The 19,295-nt window shown below is 34.5% G+C and carries 18 protein-coding genes; 11 read left to right on the top strand and 7 right to left on the bottom strand.

Features of this window, described 5'->3' with window-relative positions; translation table 11 throughout:
* The first annotated feature begins 24 nt into the window (after nucleotides 1-24).
* The 7 genes from QLQ96_RS19270 (at nucleotide 25) to QLQ96_RS19240 (ending at nucleotide 5,006) form a co-directional block, all read left to right on the top strand.
* Nucleotides 25-1,395, top strand: coding sequence for a DUF6138 family protein (locus QLQ96_RS19270; protein ID WP_482492593.1), 1,371 nt, complete (start codon nucleotides 25-27; stop codon nucleotides 1,393-1,395).
* Nucleotides 1,396-1,440: 45 nt separating this feature from the next.
* Nucleotides 1,441-1,815, top strand: coding sequence for a hypothetical protein (locus QLQ96_RS19265; protein WP_482492591.1), 375 nt, complete (start codon nucleotides 1,441-1,443; stop codon nucleotides 1,813-1,815).
* A gap of 54 nt (nucleotides 1,816-1,869) precedes the next feature.
* Nucleotides 1,870-2,619, top strand: a complete 750-nt coding sequence (locus tag QLQ96_RS19260) for a DKNYY domain-containing protein (protein ID WP_482492590.1) — start codon at nucleotides 1,870-1,872, stop codon at nucleotides 2,617-2,619.
* A 132-nt stretch (nucleotides 2,620-2,751) separates the two neighbouring features.
* The gene (locus QLQ96_RS19255; RefSeq protein WP_379700598.1) at nucleotides 2,752-3,069 is read left to right on the top strand and encodes a hypothetical protein; all 318 of its coding nucleotides are present in this window, start codon (nucleotides 2,752-2,754) and stop codon (nucleotides 3,067-3,069) included.
* 2 nt (nucleotides 3,070-3,071) lie between these two features.
* Nucleotides 3,072-3,719 (top strand): Imm19 family immunity protein, encoded by a 648-nt coding sequence (locus QLQ96_RS19250; protein ID WP_482492588.1) that lies wholly within the window; start codon nucleotides 3,072-3,074, stop codon nucleotides 3,717-3,719.
* Between the two features lie 186 nt (nucleotides 3,720-3,905).
* A complete protein-coding gene (locus QLQ96_RS19245; RefSeq protein ID WP_482492587.1) occupies nucleotides 3,906-4,385 on the top strand; it encodes a TlpA disulfide reductase family protein in 480 nt (159 codons plus the stop codon).
* A gap of 6 nt (nucleotides 4,386-4,391) precedes the next feature.
* A complete protein-coding gene (locus QLQ96_RS19240; protein WP_482492585.1) occupies nucleotides 4,392-5,006 on the top strand; it encodes a thioredoxin family protein in 615 nt (204 codons plus the stop codon).
* 125 nt (nucleotides 5,007-5,131) lie between these two features.
* On the opposite strand, the gene QLQ96_RS19235 is transcribed toward QLQ96_RS19240, so the two are convergent.
* The 4 genes from QLQ96_RS19235 to QLQ96_RS19220 all read right to left on the bottom strand — a co-directional run bounded on the left by QLQ96_RS19235 (nucleotide 5,132) and on the right by QLQ96_RS19220 (nucleotide 8,798).
* Nucleotides 5,132-6,361, bottom strand: a complete 1,230-nt coding sequence (locus QLQ96_RS19235; RefSeq protein ID WP_482492584.1) for a PQQ-dependent sugar dehydrogenase — start codon at nucleotides 6,359-6,361, stop codon at nucleotides 5,132-5,134.
* Between the two features lie 349 nt (nucleotides 6,362-6,710).
* Nucleotides 6,711-7,004, bottom strand: coding sequence for a DUF3861 domain-containing protein (locus QLQ96_RS19230; protein ID WP_482492583.1), 294 nt, complete (start codon nucleotides 7,002-7,004; stop codon nucleotides 6,711-6,713).
* A 19-nt stretch (nucleotides 7,005-7,023) separates the two neighbouring features.
* Entirely contained in the window at nucleotides 7,024-7,755 is a 732-nt protein-coding gene (locus QLQ96_RS19225; protein ID WP_482492581.1) for a LytR/AlgR family response regulator transcription factor, read from the bottom strand.
* Nucleotides 7,752-8,798 (bottom strand): sensor histidine kinase, encoded by a 1,047-nt coding sequence (locus tag QLQ96_RS19220; protein ID WP_482492580.1) that lies wholly within the window; start codon nucleotides 8,796-8,798, stop codon nucleotides 7,752-7,754. Before QLQ96_RS19220 ends, QLQ96_RS19225 begins: the two co-directional genes overlap by 4 nt.
* 265 nt (nucleotides 8,799-9,063) lie before the next feature.
* On the opposite strand from QLQ96_RS19220, the gene QLQ96_RS19215 reads away from it, so the two are divergent.
* The 4 genes from QLQ96_RS19215 to QLQ96_RS19200 all read left to right on the top strand — a co-directional run bounded on the left by QLQ96_RS19215 (nucleotide 9,064) and on the right by QLQ96_RS19200 (nucleotide 15,773).
* Nucleotides 9,064-10,224 (top strand): efflux RND transporter periplasmic adaptor subunit, encoded by a 1,161-nt coding sequence (locus tag QLQ96_RS19215; protein WP_482492579.1) that lies wholly within the window; start codon nucleotides 9,064-9,066, stop codon nucleotides 10,222-10,224.
* Nucleotides 10,225-10,229: 5 nt separating this feature from the next.
* Nucleotides 10,230-13,400 (top strand): efflux RND transporter permease subunit, encoded by a 3,171-nt coding sequence (locus QLQ96_RS19210; RefSeq protein WP_482492578.1) that lies wholly within the window; start codon nucleotides 10,230-10,232, stop codon nucleotides 13,398-13,400.
* An 18-nt stretch (nucleotides 13,401-13,418) separates the two neighbouring features.
* A complete protein-coding gene (locus tag QLQ96_RS19205; RefSeq protein ID WP_482492576.1) occupies nucleotides 13,419-14,825 on the top strand; it encodes an efflux transporter outer membrane subunit in 1,407 nt (468 codons plus the stop codon).
* 453 nt (nucleotides 14,826-15,278) lie between these two features.
* Complete coding sequence (locus tag QLQ96_RS19200) at nucleotides 15,279-15,773, top strand: hypothetical protein (protein ID WP_482492575.1); 495 nt, start codon at nucleotides 15,279-15,281, stop codon at nucleotides 15,771-15,773.
* A 333-nt stretch (nucleotides 15,774-16,106) separates the two neighbouring features.
* Here the strand turns inward: QLQ96_RS19200 and fucP are convergent, their stop codons facing one another.
* From fucP to QLQ96_RS19185, 3 genes are all read right to left on the bottom strand, one after another.
* Complete coding sequence (gene fucP, locus QLQ96_RS19195) at nucleotides 16,107-17,411, bottom strand: L-fucose:H+ symporter permease (protein WP_482492574.1); 1,305 nt, start codon at nucleotides 17,409-17,411, stop codon at nucleotides 16,107-16,109.
* Between the two features lie 257 nt (nucleotides 17,412-17,668).
* Nucleotides 17,669-18,109 (bottom strand): MaoC/PaaZ C-terminal domain-containing protein, encoded by a 441-nt coding sequence (locus QLQ96_RS19190; RefSeq protein ID WP_482492572.1) that lies wholly within the window; start codon nucleotides 18,107-18,109, stop codon nucleotides 17,669-17,671.
* Between the two features lie 110 nt (nucleotides 18,110-18,219).
* The gene (locus tag QLQ96_RS19185) at nucleotides 18,220-19,293 is read right to left on the bottom strand and encodes a Gfo/Idh/MocA family oxidoreductase (RefSeq protein ID WP_482492570.1); all 1,074 of its coding nucleotides are present in this window, start codon (nucleotides 19,291-19,293) and stop codon (nucleotides 18,220-18,222) included.
* Between the last annotated feature and the right edge of the window lie 2 nt (nucleotides 19,294-19,295).

The following is a 19,295-nucleotide window of genomic DNA, read 5'->3' as shown; positions in this document are numbered from 1 at the left end:
TAAAAAAAGTGACAATAATAAAGAATGAGAGAATTAAATTATTTAGTAAAAATAGAAGGAAACGAAGCATTATTAGAACGATTTATTGTAGCTATAAATAACGGAACTGTGAAGCTGGATAAAGATTATCCAAATCCGTATTTGTTAAATTCTGGCGAAAAATTTTTGCTGTCGTCTATAATTCAATATTTTTTCCAAACGAGACCGTTTTCAAAAGATGTATATGTAGCATTTGTTGAAAAATTGAGAAACCTTAGCGGATTTAAAAGTTATGATTATACGTTAGGAAAAGAAATCCGTGAATTGGTTTTTAACAAATTTGATGGCGTACAGAAAAGTACACACAGAATTTTTATTCCAAAAAACGAAATAGAATTATCCAAACCTGTTTTGAATGAGGATGAAAAAGAACTTTTAAGTTTTTTATGTTATTTGGCGGTTTCTCATATAAAATACGGACCAAGTTATGCGACGGTTACTGCAAATGAATATTTTGATATTGTAACTCAATTAGGTTCGAATGAAGTTGCTGAATTAAAGAAAAACGGAACAGGAAATCTTCCAAAAGAATTAATTGCATACAAAGACAGTGATTTAACCGCTAAAGCGAATGATGTTTTTGCGACAATCAATATAAAACTGATTAGAGAAACAGAAGAAAGTTATAGAAAAGCGCTAAACTTCGTCAATACTCTTTTGAAAACGGATTTCCCAAAAAGTTTTGAAATAGCTTTTTCTTCAAAAAATAAAGAATTGCTCCCAATAAAAGGACTTCCAAAATGCGGACAAAATTATCTTTTTGCTGGAGCTTCGAAGTATCCAAATCTTCACAAAGACATTTTAGAATATATTAATTTGGCAAAAAAAGAATACGAATGGTACAACAATCTTGAAGACGAGAATTGTGCAATGCCATCTACTTTTGCCGTTTTTGCTTTAGGATTACAAGACGAAAAGCACTTCGATACTTTGATAGATTATTACAAAACTGTTGACGAAGAACATCAGTCTGTTCATGCGAAGTTTACACCTGTATTTTTAGAGAAATTCGGCATAAACAAAAAATCGATAAAAGTCTATATCAATGCCGTTTTGTCTATGCAGGAACATCCCCACCATAAGGCCTTCATTTCTTATTTTACAAATGAAGACAGCTTGAAATTATTGTTGGACAGCAAAGAAAATTTCGTTTCGTATTATTTTACAGAAGAAGATTTAAAAGAATATTTAAAAGAATATTCAAATAGTGGAGATAGTCCGCAGGAAATGGCGGATTATTGTTGGGAAAGTATTATGTACACCACTTTCGGACAAAGTGAAGGTTTTGCTAAAATTAGTAAACAGCTTACAGATGCAGAAAGAGAATTTTTTGACAAACTTTTGCAGCAAGAATAATACAGTAAAATGTTTTTGGAAGCGTTTAAATTATAATTGCGTTTTATGGATAAAGAACAGTTTAAAAGTAATTTATTATTCACAGTGAAAAAAACGGTGAGTGAATTAGAAAATAAAGCCCTTCGGTTTACGGTAACTCCAATTAAAGAAGAGAATGTAAAGTATAATTCAACGGATGATATTGCTCGATTATGGATTTTAACAGAGAAAAATCTAAATAAGCAATTTAATCTAGATGAGGTTATAGATCTTTTGTCTTTGTCGAATTATAGATATCCATTATGGGTAAAAGTGATTTTAATTGAAAGTACAGAGGAAAACATAATTTTTGAATTAAAGACAAGCATGAGATTCAGAAAGCCTTCGCAATTGAAGCACAATGAAGGTGGATATCCACCCTTTGTTTATGAACTTAAGTAAGATTTAAACATAGAATCATACGAATAATGAAATAGAAACAAAAATCCATTTAACATGAAAAAAGATTTAGGTTACGGTTACAAAATCATCGACAACGAATTTATTCTTTTTTATGAAAGTGAAGTATTTAAGAAATTTTATAAAACAATAGATTTTCAAACTTTTCAAATTATAGCAACAAATGCGGAAACAGAAGATGATTATGCTTCAACAATCTATTTTGCAGACAAAAATCAGGTTTATCTGCAAAGCGCATTCTGCAGTTTTTGTATTTTAGAAGATGCTGTTCCGCAAGATTTTAAAGTGATTGACGTTCGGAAAGGATATGCTTTTTCAAACGGAAATTATTATCGTCACAGCGATAAAATGCCTTTTGATTTCAGCAAAACAAATTATCTCAATGATTATTATGCTGTTGCAGATGAAAAACTGTATTTTGGAGACACGGTTTTGGTAGAAAATGTTGATATAGCATCTTTCACAATTCCTCATTCAGAACTAATTGGCAACCTTGGAATGGATAAAAACCATGTGTTTTTTAAAGGAAAAATAATTCAAGATGCCAATCCGAAGACTTTTAAAATTCTAGAAACCTGTTTAGACGGAACTTATTATCTAGAATGCGATAATGCTTTTTATGCCAAAGATGATAAACAAGCTTATTTTGTGAGAACTATAAGCAATGAGGTAAAAATAATTAAAACGAAGAGTCTGAATGATTTTCATTTTAAAGTAATCGACGAAAGAGGTTATGCTTTTGACAAAGAATACAGTTATTATATGGGGAAACGAACTAAATTATAAAGAAGTAAATGGCAATAGAAAACGAACTTCAGCACAAACGCGATGGTTATTGTCTTACGGTTGTAAACGGCAGGATTTATTTATATACGATTCCGTATTTGAAAGATTTTACAAAAAAGAAATAAGATTATTATGAAAATGTACATTTTAGTAAAACAGGACGTTCCAGACAAATTGGTTCCGGTAATAACTGCCCACGCATCTTTGGCCTGTTTTAGGAAATTTGAGCAAAACGAAAATATGCAGAAATGGATAAACGGAATATTTAAAAAAGTGGTCTGCGTGGTTTCTGAAAGAGAATTTATAAATGCAGGAAAAGAACCTGACCATATTATTTTAACTGAGTCAGCATTAGATAACCGAGAAGTTTGTATGGCATTTGTACCACGGGATGAATACTCTAAAATGTTTAAATTTTTTAGAATGTGGACACCTCAAGATAATTTGTAATTATGAATCCAGCAATACAAATAGAAGAACTCAGCAATAATACCTTTTTTTGGAAATATTATTTCTGCTGGTCGCGAGGTTATGATGAAAAAGAAGAAATTAATATCGATGAAGTTGTTGAGGTTGTAGAAATTAACGAAACAGAAGCTTACGAATGGGAAAGGATTTTTTTCAATTATGATGATATAGAAGAAAATCCAAGATATATTTCGAGTAAAATAAATGATAATTTAAATGTTGTAATTGAGTTTGCCGAATATGAAATCAATTTTTTTCTGAATGATATTTACATAGGAAACTTAGGCGGACATTTTGAAGCTTGGTTTTTTACGTTAGAAGAATTATTGTCTTTCGAAAAATATCCAAATCTGTTTCTTCTTTTTTTGCCAATGACTGGAATTTCTGAAGATCAAAAAGCTATTTTAAAACCAATTATTATAAAGCATTTAAACACAATTCCGAAGTTTGAAACACATTCAGAATATATTGCAAATTGCCTCCTAAACGGATTAATTATGCAATCTCCATTTGAACAAATAGAAGGAGTTGGTCTAACAAACAATGAAAATCACAGTGTAAGAAATGTAACGGCATATCCGCGTTATCAAGAAGAGGTTATAGAACTGAACAAGATTCTAAAACAGCAATAATTAGCAATAGTGAAAGAGTTGAGTTCCAAAGCAACGAACCTAAAAACTTAGAATCTTAGTGTCTCAGTGTCTCAGCATCTTAGAACCTTAGAACCTCAAAAGACTATTAAACTTTCATTAACAAAAACTAATTTGACATTAGTTTATATTTGTAGGAAACAAATTAATTTTAAGGTCAAAAGATCTATGAAAAATACAATTTTAAAAATTTCCTTTCTGCTATTTTTACTTTTTTCCGTAAGAGGATACAATCAGAATGTTAAGCTTTTAACTATAAATGAGCTCAACGAAAGAATTAAAAACGGAAAAGATAGCACTTATGTAGTCAATTTTTGGGCGACATGGTGTGCGCCTTGCATAAAAGAATTACCGCATTTTGAAAAACTGAGGGCAGAATATAAATCAGAAAAACTGGCTGTTTTATTGGTGAGTTTAGATTTTAAATCGAAACTGGAATCAAATGTGGTTCCGTTTGTGAAAAGGAAAAATTTAAAAAATGAAGTTTTTCTTTTAAACGAAAGCAGTCCACAGGAATTTATTGATCGAATAGATCCAAACTGGTCAGGAAGTATTCCGGCGACGCTTTTCATTAAAAATGACAAAAGAAAATTTGTGGAAAGCGAATTTACCTACGAACAATTATTAACTGAATATAAAAAACTGTAAACCATTATGAAGAAAATAATCTTATTACTAGCATTAGCATTTTCTGCTTTTCTATCTCATGCACAAAACGCAGTGACGCTTAAAGCGGGCGACGCAGCTCCAGATTTCAAGCTGAAAAATATTGATAACAAAGAAGTTTCTTTCGGAACTTTTAAAGATGCAAAAGGATATATTGTTGTTTTTACCTGTAACACTTGCCCTTACGCAATTGGATACGAGCAAAGAATTATCGATTTAGATAAAAAATTCAAATCACAAGGATACCCAGTAATTGCTATTAATCCGAACGATCCAGAAGCTTCTACGGCAGATACATTTGCAAAAATGCAGGATTTGGCAAAAGAGAAAAAATATTCTTTCCCGTATTTATTTGATCCAGGACAAAAAATTACGGACGAATATGGAGCAAAACGTACGCCTCATATCTTTATCGTTTCTAAAACTGCAAAAGGAAATGTTGTAGAATATGTAGGAGCAATTGATAATGATCCAGAAGGAAACAATCCTCAAAAAATAAAATATGCAGAAGATGTAATTGCGTCATTAAAAAGTGGTCAAAAACCAGCAATTACACAAACTAAAGAAATTGGCTGCACTGTAAAAAGAAAAGCGAAAGCTTAATTTTTTGTTTCTAGTTTCAAGTTCCACCTTGACGCTTGAAACCTGAAACTTGAAACAAAAAAAATCATAAAACACGAAACGCCCCATATTTGGGGCGTTTTTGGCATGTATAGTGAACAAGTTGTTTATTTTTTATCTATTCGATAAAGTCTTCCTTGATCGGTAACGGCGTATAATGCTTCATCTTTTCCTTGAGTAATATCTCTAAATCTTTGTCCTTGTCCTGCTAATATTCTTTCTTCTCCAGCTACTTTATTGTCTTTAATAGCTAAACGTACAATGTGCATGCCACTAAGCGAACCAATAAAAAGATTATTTTGCCATTCTGGAATACGGTTTCCAGTGTAGAAAGTCATACCGCTTGGCGAAACTACAGGATCCCAATAATAGACTGGCTGTTCCATTCCAGTTTGCTGTGTAATACCTTCTCCAATTTTCGTACCACTGTATTCAATTCCGTAAGTAATTGTTGGCCAGCCATAATTTGCTCCAGCTTTAATTCTATTAATTTCATCACCACCCCTTGGACCGTGCTCGCTTTGCCATAATTCACCCGTTGTTGGATGCATCGCCAATCCTTGCGGATTTCTATGTCCAATAGTGTAAAGTTCTGGTAAAGCCCCTGTTTGTGAAAAAGTAGGGTTTCCTGGTGCTGCTTGTCCATTTGTAGTAATGTGTACAATTTTACCCAAACTGCTAGTTACTGATTGCGACAACGGACGTGTTTCTAAAACAGATCTTTCGCCAATGCTCACAAATAAATTCCCGGTTTTGTCAAATAAAACGCGGCCTCCATAATGAAGCGTGCTTGCATTTGGCGTGTTTGAACGGTAAATTACGGTTGGATTTTCAATGGCAGTTTCGTTGTCAGATATTCTTCCTTTCGCTACAGCGGTAATATTTCCGCCAGCAACGATTTCAGAAAATACCCAATAAATCATTCTGTTAGTAGCGTATGCAGGATCTATGCAAATACCCAATAATCCGCCTTGATCAGCAGGATTTACAGTTGGAACCCCAGTTAAAGGTTCGCTAATAACTCCAGCCTGAGTTACAATTCTTATTCTTCCTGCTTTTTCGGTTACCAAAAGACGTCCGTCAGGAAGAGACGCAACTCCCCAAGGAGCGCTTAAACCGCTGGTGATTACTTTAGCGTCATATTCTGTGGTAGTTTGAATGCTTCCTGCTCGTGTTTGTCCAGCAAATGCTGGCTGGTAAGTTGTATTGGCTGTGCCAGTTTCTACAGGCGGACCTGTTGGTCCTGGATCAACGCCCCCGTCAGTATTGTCATTACTTGAACAGCTGCCGAAAACAAGAATTCCGGCTAGAAGAAAAATACTTTTTTGAATTATCATAATGCTTCATTTTAATGGTTAAAAAATAATTTTTGCATTATCGAACATTTCGAAAAAGAAGATTATTGTAGAGATTCGTTAGTTTGAAATGGTCAGTTTCGAACGAAATTCTCGGTTTTATTTTCAATTAAGAATGCCTAAATGCTTGTAATATTTTAAAGAAAGCATATGAATTTCATTAACAGAAATTAAACTTTTTTTGAAAAAGCATTTAGTGGGACATGCCTAATTGGAACGGAAAATTGTGACAAAATATTGCCAGTAAGAATTGTATTGTTTTTTTCTTAGCAGAATTTAACATTCATAAAATCGATAAAAATAGGGCTGAGGTCTTATTTTAAAGAGAATTTTAAAGACTTTTTAATTTTTTCATGAAGACTGGAAAAACTTCATTTAATTCTTCAAAAAGTGGATTTTTATGGTTTTTTAATTTGATTTCGCTGAATAATTTCAATCCTAAAGCAAATTGAGTGGCTTCAGACTCGTTTGCAAAAATGTTTTTAGATTTTATTCTTTCAATAATTCCGAAGATTTCGTCGTGATTGTCAAATTCGATTCCAAGTTCTTTTGCAGGTTTGGTTTCCCCATTTGCATATTCCTTAAGGCTTAAAGTAAGGTAATATTTGTTTGATCTTTTTTCCATGATTTTTGTAATTCTGTTTTTATTTCAGCCACTTATCGACCAATAATTTGAAAGCTTCTTTGTATTGTTCGCCGACTGTGATTTCTATTTTATCGATAAAAATTGAGTTTTTACTGATGGCACTTATTTTGTCTAGCGAAACAATAAACGAACGATGAACGCGCATAAATTTTGACGAAGGCAATTTTTCTTCTAAGGCTTTAAGCGAAATAAGAGACATCAAACCTTTTTGAGAATCTTCGAGATGTACTTTTACATAATCTTTTAAACTTTCGATATAACTGATGTCTTTTAATGAAATTCTAACCCATTGATATTCGACTTTTAGAAAGATAAATTCGTCGTCTGCGGCTATAGTGGTAAAGGTATTGTTGGCTTCTTCGTTTAATTGCAAAACTTTGCTTGAAGCACGCAGGAATTCTTCGTAGCTGAAAGGTTTTAAAAGATAATCGACAGCATTTACGCGATAACCTTCAATTGCATAATGATTGTAAGCAGTTGTAAAGACAATTTTTGGCAACGGTCCAGCTTGATCTTGAAGAAGTCTTGCCAATTCCATTCCGCTCAAATTAGGCATATTGATGTCTAAGAAAACCAGATCTGGTTTTGTTTCTCGAATGATGCCCATTGCGTCTACAGCATTGTCGCAAGTTGTTATTAATTCTAAAAAAGGAGTCTGGTGTATAAACGTTTCTACCAGTTTTAAAGCCAATGGTTCATCATCTACTGCTATGCATTTTAATACCGTCATTGCTCAAGATTTATTTTCAATTTAATTTTATATGTTCCGTGATCGGTAACGCCAAAAGAAATATAATGCTGATTAGGATAAATCAATTGCAGTCTTCGTTTGGTGTTCGTTAAACCGATTCCGCCTTCATTTGAAACTGATGTTTTTTCGAAATAAGTATTTTCTACTTCAAATTCCAAATTGCTTTCATTTTGTGTAAGCTTAATGTGAATCTCACTTTTATCGGTGGCATGCACGCCATGTTTAAAAGCATTTTCTACTAAAGGTAGTAATAACATCGGAACAATAGGATAATCGTGTATTTTTTCAGGAATATCAGTTGTAATGGTTAGCTTGCTGTTGGCACGAAGTTTCATTAAAGCAATAAAATCTCGCATAAATTCGGCTTCTTTCAACAACGTTGTTTTTTCTTCTGTGCTGTAAAGCAAATAGCGCATCATTCGACTTAAAGTATGCAATGCATTTCTAGAATCTTCAATGTCTGTATAAGTTAAAGAATAAATGCTATTCAAAGAATTAAAGAAAAAATGCGGATTAATTTGTGCTTTCAGCATCGCCAGTTCTGCCATTGTTTTGTCTTGCTCCAGTTTTTGTTTGTGCTGTGCTGCTTTTTGCCAATGTGTTAGCATTGCCCAACTGGTGCTTATTCCTAAAACCAACAATGTCAAGGTAAAAACGTAATTGTCAAAAAACGGATTTTTATATTTTTTAAATCCAATAGCTTTCATAATCTGATTATGAAGATCAGTTTGCGAAGTATAAAAGTAGGCTATTAACTGCATCGCAATAATGGCAAGAAATGCCCAAAGCAAAAAAGGAGAAGTATTGTCTTTAATAATCGTTTTTGGAACAATGATTTTTGCTGTAGAATAAAACAAAATCATCAATAAAAACAATATAATGCTCTGCCAAAGCCAGAATGCCTGCGGAAGCACGACGTTCCATGTCAGCGGAATGTAAAACAACATAAGATACCCTAATAAAGACCAGCCCAGAATGTGTAGTCCAGTAAATAAATAAGGTCTTGAAAAGTTTATTGTCATTATAATCTGTGATTTATGTAGCAATATTACAGTTTATTTATATATGAAATTTAAGCAATCGCTAAACCCCGATTTAGAGTCTCTAAAAAGCATTTTAGAGCCGACGGGACAAAAATTAAACACTTGTTTAATATTTAGAAAAATTCCGTCGGCTGTCATCTTGATTTTATCGATTGTCTTTTACTCTTCGTCTATTTGAAATTTTTCGTGTGTTATATTTTATTTCTTTTGTTGTCATATAATAGATAATTACACATTTTTCAAGATGAATAAGCAATCATTTTTAAGCATTCTCGCAGCATCAATTATTATCGCTTCTTGCGGTAAAAATGATAAATCGGCACAGGCCGGAGCAGCTCCGCAGATTAAAGAATATAAGACTGTTACATTACAGCCTGAATCAGCTACATTATACAGCGATTTTCCTGCTAGTATACAAGGACAGCAAAATATAGAAATTCGTCCAAGAGTTGAAGGTTACATTGACAAGATTTTTGTTGACGAAGGAGCAGTCGTAAGGGCTGGGCAGCCATTATTTAAAATTAGCGCTCCAGAATATGAGCAGCAAGTTCGTACTGCAACAGCAAGCATTAAAAGTGCTCAAGCAGAAGTAAGCTCTGCAAAATTGGCTGTAAATAAGGTAAAACCGTTGGTTGAAAAAGGAATTATCAGTAAATACGATTTGGAATCAGCACAATTTACATATGAATCAGCAATGGCTTCTTTAGCGCAAGCAAACGCAGCTTTAGTAAATGCTAAAACTAATTTAGGATATACTACAGTTACAAGTCCAGTAAATGGAGTTGTTGGTTCAATTCCGTTTCGTTTAGGAAGTTTAGTAAGTTCAAATAATGCTGATCCGTTAACAACAGTTTCTAGCATTGGAAACGTGTATGCTTATTTTGCAATGAATGAAAAAATGCTTTTGAACTTTACGCAAAGCAATACAACAGGCGCTTCATTAGTACAGAAAATCAAAAACATGCCAGCAGTTTCTTTGCTGCTTTCTGATGGTTCAACTTACGATCAAAAAGGAAATATTGAAACCGTAAATGGATTAATTAATACAGAAACGGGTACTGTAAATGTAAGAGCACGTTTTCCTAACCCAAAAGGAGTTATCAGAAGCGGAAGCAGCACAACGGTTAGAATTCCGAATGAAGTTAAAAATTCAATTATAGTTCCTCAAAGTGCAACATTCGAACTTCAAGATAAAATTTTCGCAGTCGTTGTTGGCAAAGACGGAAAAACTAAAAATGCAAACATTACAGTTCTTGACAATTCTGCAGGTAATTATTATGTAGTTACAAGCGGTTTAAATCCTGGAGATCAAATTGTCTTAGAAGGAGTAGCTTCTTTAAAAGAAGGAACTGAAATTAAAGCTAGTAATCAAAGCGCAGAAACAGTATACGCCGATTTAAAATAAAAAAAATGTTTAAAAAATTTATACAAAGACCCGTACTCTCAACGGTAATATCTGTTATTATCGTTATTTTAGGTGTTTTAGGCCTAATTGAGTTACCGATATCGCAATACCCAGATATTGCGCCTCCAACAGTAAATGTTGCGGCAAGTTATACTGGTGCCAATGCCGACGTGGTACTGAAAAGTATCGTAATTCCGTTGGAAGAGCAAATTAATGGTGTAGAAAACATGACTTACATGACTTCTACAGCAACCAATGATGGAAATGCCTCTATTAAAATTTTCTTTAAAGTAGGAACAAACCCAGACTTAGCAGCGGTAAACGTTCAAAACAGGGTTTCTAGAGCAACAAGTTTATTGCCTGTAGAGGTTACTCAAGCGGGGGTTACCGTTACCAAAAGTCAGAGTAGTAACTTGCTGATTTTCTCTTTATACAGTGAGGATAAAGCTTACGATCAAACGTTTCTTCAGAATTATGCGAAGATCAACCTTGTACCGCAAATCCAGCGTGTAGTAGGGGTGGGAGATGTTAACGTTTTTGGTGCAAAAGATTACTCAATGAGAATCTGGCTGAAACCAGACGTAATGCAACAATACAAATTGATTCCGAGTGATATTTCGGCTGCTTTAGCAGAACAAAATATTGAAGCTGCGCCAGGTAAATTTGGTGAAAACGGAGATCAAGCTTTTCAATATGTAATTAAATACAAAGGACGTTTAACAAGCGCTCAGGAATTTGAGGAAATTGTAATCAAATCTGTTGGAAACGGACAAATGCTTCGACTTAAAGACGTTGCTAAAGTAGAATTAGGATCTTTAAGTTATGCTTCGACTATTAAAACAAACGGTGTAGAATCGGCTGCGATGGCAATTAGCCAGACTCCGGGTTCGAATGCGCGTGACGTAATCAACAATTCTAAAAAACTGATTGAAGAAGCAGCGAAGAATTTCCCAAAAGGGGTTAAATATACAACCCTTGTTGACGTTAATGAAAATTTGGATGCTTCGATTGAAAAAGTAATCCATACTTTGGTGGAAGCTTTTATTTTGGTTTTCATTGTAGTATTTATATTCCTTCAAGATTTTAGATCGACATTGATTCCGGCAATTGCGGTTCCGGTTGCGATTGTGGGTACATTTTTCTTCCTGAATTTATTCGGATTTACGATTAACTTATTGACGCTTTTCGCGATGGTTCTCGCCATTGGTATTGTGGTCGATGATGCGATTGTGGTTGTGGAAGCCGTTCACGCCAAACTCGATCACGGTTATAAATCGGCTAAAAAAGCGACAATTCATGCCATGGACGAAATCTCTGGAGCGATTATCTCGATTACTTTAGTAATGGCTGCGGTATTTATTCCAGTAACTTTTATTGGAGGATCTACAGGGGTTTTCTATAAACAGTTTGGTATTACATTGGCGGTTGCGATTATTCTTTCAGCAGTAAATGCCTTGACTTTGAGTCCAGCGTTGTGTGCACTTTTATTGAAACCGCATGCAGACGATCATAAACATAAAAGCTATTTACAGCGTTTTTATACTTCATTTAACGTTGCATTCGATAATGTTACGGCAAGATACAAACGTTCGGTAAGTTTCCTTTCTGCAAAAAAATGGATAGCAGTAGCTTCAATTGTAATTGCTGGTATTGCATTAGTTTATATGATGAAAACTACACCTTCAGCTTTCGTACCTTCTGAAGATCAAGGAACAGTTTTCGCTAATATCAGTTTGCCACCATCAGCTTCTATGGAACGTTCTGATGTTATTGCCAAAAGAGTAGATAGTATTGCAAAAACAATTCCTGGAGTTAAAAATACACTTCGTATTGTTGGACAAAACTTTACAGCGGGTGCGGGTAGTGCTTACAGTATGGTTATTGTGAAATTGAAACCTTGGGACGAACGTGATCTGAGTGTTGATGATGTAATCGGACAGCTTTTCGCTAAAACAAGCGGAATTCGTGAGGCTAGTATTTTCTTTATTTCGCCTCCAACCATTCAAGGTTTTGGACAAAGTGGTGGATTCGAATTCCAATTACAGGATAAAGGAGGCCACACAACGGCTGAATTTTATAAAGTAAATAATGAATTCTTAGCCAAATTAGCTGAACGTCCAGAAATTCAATACGCAACAACGCCATTTAATCCTGGTTTCCCGCAGTATATGATGGATATTAATTTAGCGAAAGCGAAAGATGCAGGAGTTTCGGTAAACACGATTTTATCAACAATGCAAGGATATTATGGTGGATTATATGCTTCGAACTTCAACAAATTCGGTAAACAATATCGTGTAATGATTCAGGCTTCTCCAGAGTTTAGAACGAACACACAAGGATTAAATAAAATCTTTGTTCGTAATAGCGCTGGAAACATGGCGCCAATTACAGAGTTTGTAAAAATGACAAGAGTTTTCGGTCCAGAATCTATTTCGAGATTTAACTTATTTACTTCTATTTCGATTACAGGAGCGCCAAAACCAGGTTTCAGTTCTGGAGATGCAATTAAAGCCATTCAGGAAGTTGCCGCAGAAAATCTTCCTGCAGGTTACGGTTACGAATTCTCAGGTTTAACGCGTGAGGAATTGGCATCAGGAAGTGAGACGATTTTCATTTTTATCTTGTGTTTGGTATTCGTTTATTTCTTGTTAAGTGCGCAGTACGAAAGTTACATTTTGCCATTCGCAGTATTATTTTCAATTCCGTTTGGATTGGCGGGAGCGTATTTATTCTCGATTATTTTCAAATTGAACAGTAATATTTACTTGCAGATTTCCTTAATCATGTTGATCGGACTTCTTGCGAAGAACGGTATTTTGATTGTCGAATTTGCCTTAGACAGAAGAAGAAAAGGTCTGCCAATTGTACAATCTGCAATTGAAGGAGCCGTTGCTCGTTTACGTCCGATTTTGATGACTTCATTTGCCTTTATTTTAGGATTGGTGCCATTGATGTTTGCGACAGGAGCAGGAGCAGTCGGTAACAGATCGATTGGTACAGGTGCAGTTGGAGGAATGTTAATCGGAACAATCTTAGGGGTTTTCGTAATTCCAGTATTGTTTGTTATTTTCCAGACTTTACAAGAAAAAATAAGCGGTCCTGCGAAAGATGGTTATGATGATGACGATGACGATGAAGACGAAATTCATTTAATAGAAGCTCACAAAGAGTAAAATTTAATTACAACAAAGATGACGAATAGTTCAAATAAATATATTCTACTGGTAATGACAGCCGCACTGATTAGTGCGTGCTCTGTTACCAAGAAATACGAACGTCCTACTACTTTAAAAACCGATCAATTGTATCGTGACGAGTCTTCTGCAGATTCGACTACAATTGCAGATATGCCTTGGAATACTGTTTTTAAAGATGAAAAACTAAATGCTTTAATTCAAAAAGGATTAGATCAGAACCTGAACCTGAAAAATGCGATTGAGAATATTGTGCAAGCAAGAGCTTCTCTTCGTCAGAGCAAATTGGCTTATTACCCATCATTGCAATTAGATGCTAATGTGACGCATAACAAGCAATCTCAAGCAGGATTAAACTTTCCAGCAGGAATCAACATTAATACTTTAACTACGACTTATAAGTTAGGTGTTAGCACTTCTTGGGAAATTGATGTTTGGGGTAAATTAAGCAGTTCTAAAAGAGTGGCTTTGGCAACCTATCTAGCTTCCGATGCAGCAAAACAGGCAGTCCAAACTCAACTAATTGCAGATATTGCAAATAATTATTTCTTGCTTTTGGCTTATGACAAACAGTTAGAAATTACAGAACAGACTTTAAAAACTCGTATAGAAAATGTTGCAACTATTAAAGAGTTAAAAGAAGGTGCAATTGTTACTGGTGCAGCAGTGGTGCAAAGTGAAGCCAATCAGCATGCGGCAGAAGTTTTGATTCCAGATTTGAAGCAAAACATTCGCGAGACAGAAAACGCTTTAAATATTTTGTTAGGACAAGGTCCTGGACCAATTGAAAGAGGTGTTTTAGGAACGCAGATTATTCCTGAAAAAATCGCAATCGGTATGCCAGCTCAATTGCTGAATAACCGTCCAGATGTCCGTCAAGCGGAATTTAACTTCAGAGTGGCTTTTGAATCTACAAATTTGGCTAAGACCTATTTCTATCCAAGTTTGACGCTTACAGCAAGCACAGGATTTTCAAATTTAGAATTAAACGATTTCTTCAGTCATTCGATTTTTTATTCGATTATTGGAGGATTGACTCAGCCTTTATTCAATAATGGTTTAAATAAAATGAGATTGACAACAGCGCAATCACAACAATTGCAAGCATATAATAGTTTCCAGCAAAGCCTTTTAGTGGCAGGTCAGGAAGTTTCAAACGCTTTGTATTCGTACCAAATGGCTGTTGAAAAAGAAGATTCGAGAGCAAAACAAATTGCTGCTTTAGAAAAAGCAGTAGACTTTACTCAAGAACTTTTAGAATATAGTTCAGCGACTAATTATACTGATGTATTAACATCTCAGCAAAACCTTTTAGCGGCACAGTTAAGCGGAGTGGCAGATAATTTGCAGAAAATGCAAGCTGTTATTAATTTGTACAGAGCGTTGGGTGGAGGTTGGAAATAATCTTCTGACTTGCTAAAAATGTACGTTTGTCGCTACAAACGTGCTTTTGGTCTAAAATATATCTAAAATTGGATAAAGGTATTTACATTTGATCTATTCAAAAGAATAAAACAAATTTGTGAGTTAGTACCGTTCCACATAGATTATATTATCCGAAGTATAATCAGCTTATAAAACATGACAATAAACGCCTCAGAAATGAGGCGTTTTTATTTTAAATTTATTTTCCAGCAAAAAACTTTCCTGCTTTGGATAATCTGTTCAAGATTTAATTGTGCTATTTTCCTCATTTTAATTGACATTCAGTAAGAAACTTGAAAAGGAGATACATCGTTTGAAAAATACTATTCGTCGATTAGTTTGGTGATTTTGTATAATCAATGCTTAAACCATATAATTTTGGCATTACTTTCGATTAATATCTACTAAAATTAACATTTAAATTCTAAAGACATGAAAAAGTTAGTATTCGCCTCAGTGCTTTTTATGAGTGTATTTTTTGCTCAGGCTCAAGTATCGGTTAATGTAAATATTGGTACTCCTCCAAATTGGGGACCACAAGGTTATGATAACAGCAGGTACTATTATTTACCAGACATCGACGTATATTATGATGTAAATGAAAGCGTATTCCTTTATGATAATAGCGGAAAATGGATGCGTGAAAAAAGACTTCCGTCTAAATACAGACAATACGATTTGTATTCTGGATATAAAGTGGTTTTGACGGATTATAGAGGAGATACTCCTTATAAATATCATGAAAAACACAGATCAAATTATCCAAAAGGTTATAAAGGAAAACCTCAAAAAAATAGAGGAGAAAAACCAAAAGGGAACAATGGAAATCATAACGGAAATAACAAAGGTGACAAAGGTGATAAAGGAGGAAATGGTAAAGGAAACAAAGACAAAAAGCACGATCACGACAATGCAAAACACCATTAATTCTTAAACAGGACTAAAAGAAAAACGCCTCCAATTGGAGGCGTTTTTTATGTGGTAGTTTTTTAGCCACGAATTACCCGAATTAAGCTAATTTTTTATAAAATTAATGTAATTCGGGTTGTGGCTAAAAATAGTAAATGAATTGCCTCCAGCTTTAGCTGGAGGTCAAAAGACCTTGCATTTATTAGGCTTTAGTCAAACTAATCGCAAAGTTTGGCTAAAGCCCTTGTTGACTATAAACAAAAAACCTCCAGCTAAAGCTGGAGGCAATTGATATTTAGATATTTATTAAAAATAAATTTGTGCTAATTCGTGTAATTCGGGGCTATAAAACTATTCGGAAACTGTTTTCACTTTGTGCCCAATCGCTCCAAAAGAAAGAATAATTAAGAAACAAACCAAAGGGATTATATAACCTGATTGAATATCATCATGATTCATGTCTATTAAAGTTCCCATTCCATACGGAATAATAGCTCCACCAACAATTGACATTACCAGCCAAGAAGAACCAGTTTCTGTATTCGATTTTAAGCCTTTAATTCCTAAAGAGAAAATAGTTGGGAACATAATAGACATAAAAAATCCGATTCCTCCAAGTGCATAAATTACTACGATTCCAGAACCGTATATAGCTACTAGACATAATAAAACACTCATTACGCAATAGATTGAAAGCAATACATAATCCTTTACAAAACGTAAAAAGAAAGTACCAATAAAACGTCCTGCCATAAACAAGAAACCATAAATTCCTAAATAATATCCTGCTGTTTTTTCGTCTAATCCAGCGCCTTGCTGAGCAATTCTAATAAAGAAACTTGTAATGCAAACCTGTGCACCAACATAGAAAAACTGCGCTACAACTCCCCAGCTTAAATGTCTGAATTTTAAAACAGAGAAAAATCCCGGTTTAATTTCTGCTTCCGTATGAGTAGCTTTCATTGAAGGCAATTGTACAAAGTAAAAAACAATCGCAACTAAAATCAAAATACTTCCTAATACAATATAAGGCATTTTTACAGAAGCTGCTTCGCCTAATAAATAAGCCGCTTTTTCTGCTTCAGGCATTGCTGCCATTTGTTCTGGCGTATGGTTTGTTCCGGAAAGGATAAATAACGAACCGACAATTGGAGCTACCATTGCTGCTAATCCGTTGAAAGAAGCAGCTAAATTTAATCTTTTTGAAGAAGATTCAGCTGGCCCTAAAATCGCTGCATACGGATTGGCACTAGTTTCTAAGATAGTTAATCCGCAACCAATTACAAATAAGGCGAATAAGAATAACTCATAAGTTCTAGTATTAGCCGCAGGAACAAATAAAAATGCTCCAATAGCGAAAACTAATAAACCTGTGATAATACTGTTTTTATATCCAAATTTTTTAATCAGCATTCCAGCCGGAATTGCCATAATAAAATAAGCAAAAAATACAGATGTATCGATAAGAGTAGATTGTCGATTGTTTAATTCGCACGCTTTTTTCAAGTGAGGAATCAAAACAGAATCAAGGTTATGGGCCATTCCCCATAGAAAAAATAGGCATGTAATTAAAATAAAAGGCAACAGATATTGTTTCTGATTTCCGCCTTCTGTCGGGACTTCGTGTTGATCGCCAGCTTGGTTTGTAATTTGCATTGTGTTGATAGTTTTTTTTAGGTTCAAAGTGACAAAGTAACAAAGGTTCAAAGTGTAAAAAACCATATTTCTTTGTTGCTTAATTTTTTTGTTTTTTTAGGTTCAAAGTAACAAAGGTTCAAAGTGTAGAAACCTGTATCGCTTTGTGTTTATTTTAGTTTTATTTTTTCAAGTTTAAGCGACAAAAAGAATATGTTCAAAGTAGAGAAACCTTTGTCCCTCTGTAACTTTGCACCTTTGTCCCTCAAAGAAAAAGTTTACTTTTTCTTGACAAAAAGCAAATGATCACAAACCAAAACAACTTCTCCGCGTTGGTTAATGATTTCCACATGTTCTGTGACAGCACCTAATTCTGGGTTTTTAGCTTCGCCTTTTTCAGAAATCGTAATTTCAGAGTGAATGGTATCGCCAATGTGAACAGGTTTTACAAAACGCATTCTGTCGTAACCTCTTGAAAAAGCTTCTGGATTTATTTCTGATGCCGTTAAACCGATTCCGATGCTGAAAACCATGGTTCCGTGTGCGATTCTTTGTCCGAAAGGTTGAGTTTTACACCATTCTTCGTCCATGTGGTGCGGAAAGAAATCTCCCGTATGTCCGGCATGAACTACAAAATCAGTTTCTGTGATTGTTCTTCCGACAGTTACTCGTTTATCGTAGATGGTGTAATCTTCGAAAAAAGTCGATTTAAAATACATAATTGAATTACTTTTTATTCGTCAGCTCTCTCAAATAAATGTAAAAATACGTTTGTTTTGAAGAGGACTAAATTTTTGTTTTTTTTTGGTTTTGAAATATAGTGTTTTAATTACACTTCATCAAAAGAAATTCCGCCATTTTTACTGCTGATGTAGCAAGCCTCCACAACTTTCATTGTGCCAAGAACATCTTGAACGCTTGCAGATAATATCGAGTCAGAACCTTCTTTAAAACGCATCAGATTAGACATTGCACCAATAAAAGCTTCTGGAAACCACGAACCTTCAAGTTTAACTTCTGTCCATTCATACTCCGTTTCACCTTCTTTTTTAGGCAAAGCATATTCAAAAACGTCAGGAAGACCGTCAGGATAGTTCATTAATAAGCCCATTTTTGCTTTAATGGCGCCTTTTGTTCCTTCCCATTTGATGTAACTTTCTTCGTGTTTTGGACCAAAATGATGATCGTGATTGGTGTTGATCACCACATGCATATCTTCGCCATAATCTAAAATAATCGTAGATCGGCAAGAAGACAATTTTTTAAGCGGATGTTTTGCTGTTTTCGCCATTACACTTTTTGGATTTCCTAGGAAAGAACGAATGCAATCAATGTAATGAACGCTATGAAAAAGAATCTCCAATCTTGGATGTTCTTTAATTAAAGGAAATAATTCCCAAGGCGTATTGACTGTCACTTTAAATTCAAAATCATATAACTGACCCAAAATTCCTTCGTTGATTAAATAACGTGCGGCACTTACAAACGAAGCAAATCGCAATTGAAAGTTAATCGCTGCAACTAGATTTTTTCTTTCGCAAACCGCTACAATTTCACGTGCCTGAGATAAATCATTCCCCATTGGTTTCTGAATCAAAACGGCAGCTCCGTCAGGCAATTGCTCTAAAATTTCGATGTATTGATCAGGTAAAACCGTAATATCATAAACGGCATTTGAAGGCGCATTTTTAACAGCATCGGCAACACTTTCAAAAACATGATCGATTTTGAATTCTTTTTGTAAATCGTATGCTTTTGAAATCGTTCTATTCGTAATACCAAAAACTTTAAAACCAGCCATTTCATAAGCAGGAAGATGCGCATCTTTTACGATTCCGCTTGCGCCGATGATGATGATAGGCTGTTCTGTTTCGGGTAGTAAAGGTTTATATGGAATATTCATAT

The organism is Flavobacterium sp. B167r (genome assembly GCF_056824315.1).
Note: the sequence above shows the minus strand (reverse complement) of the source record. Positions and strands in the feature narration are given on the sequence as shown.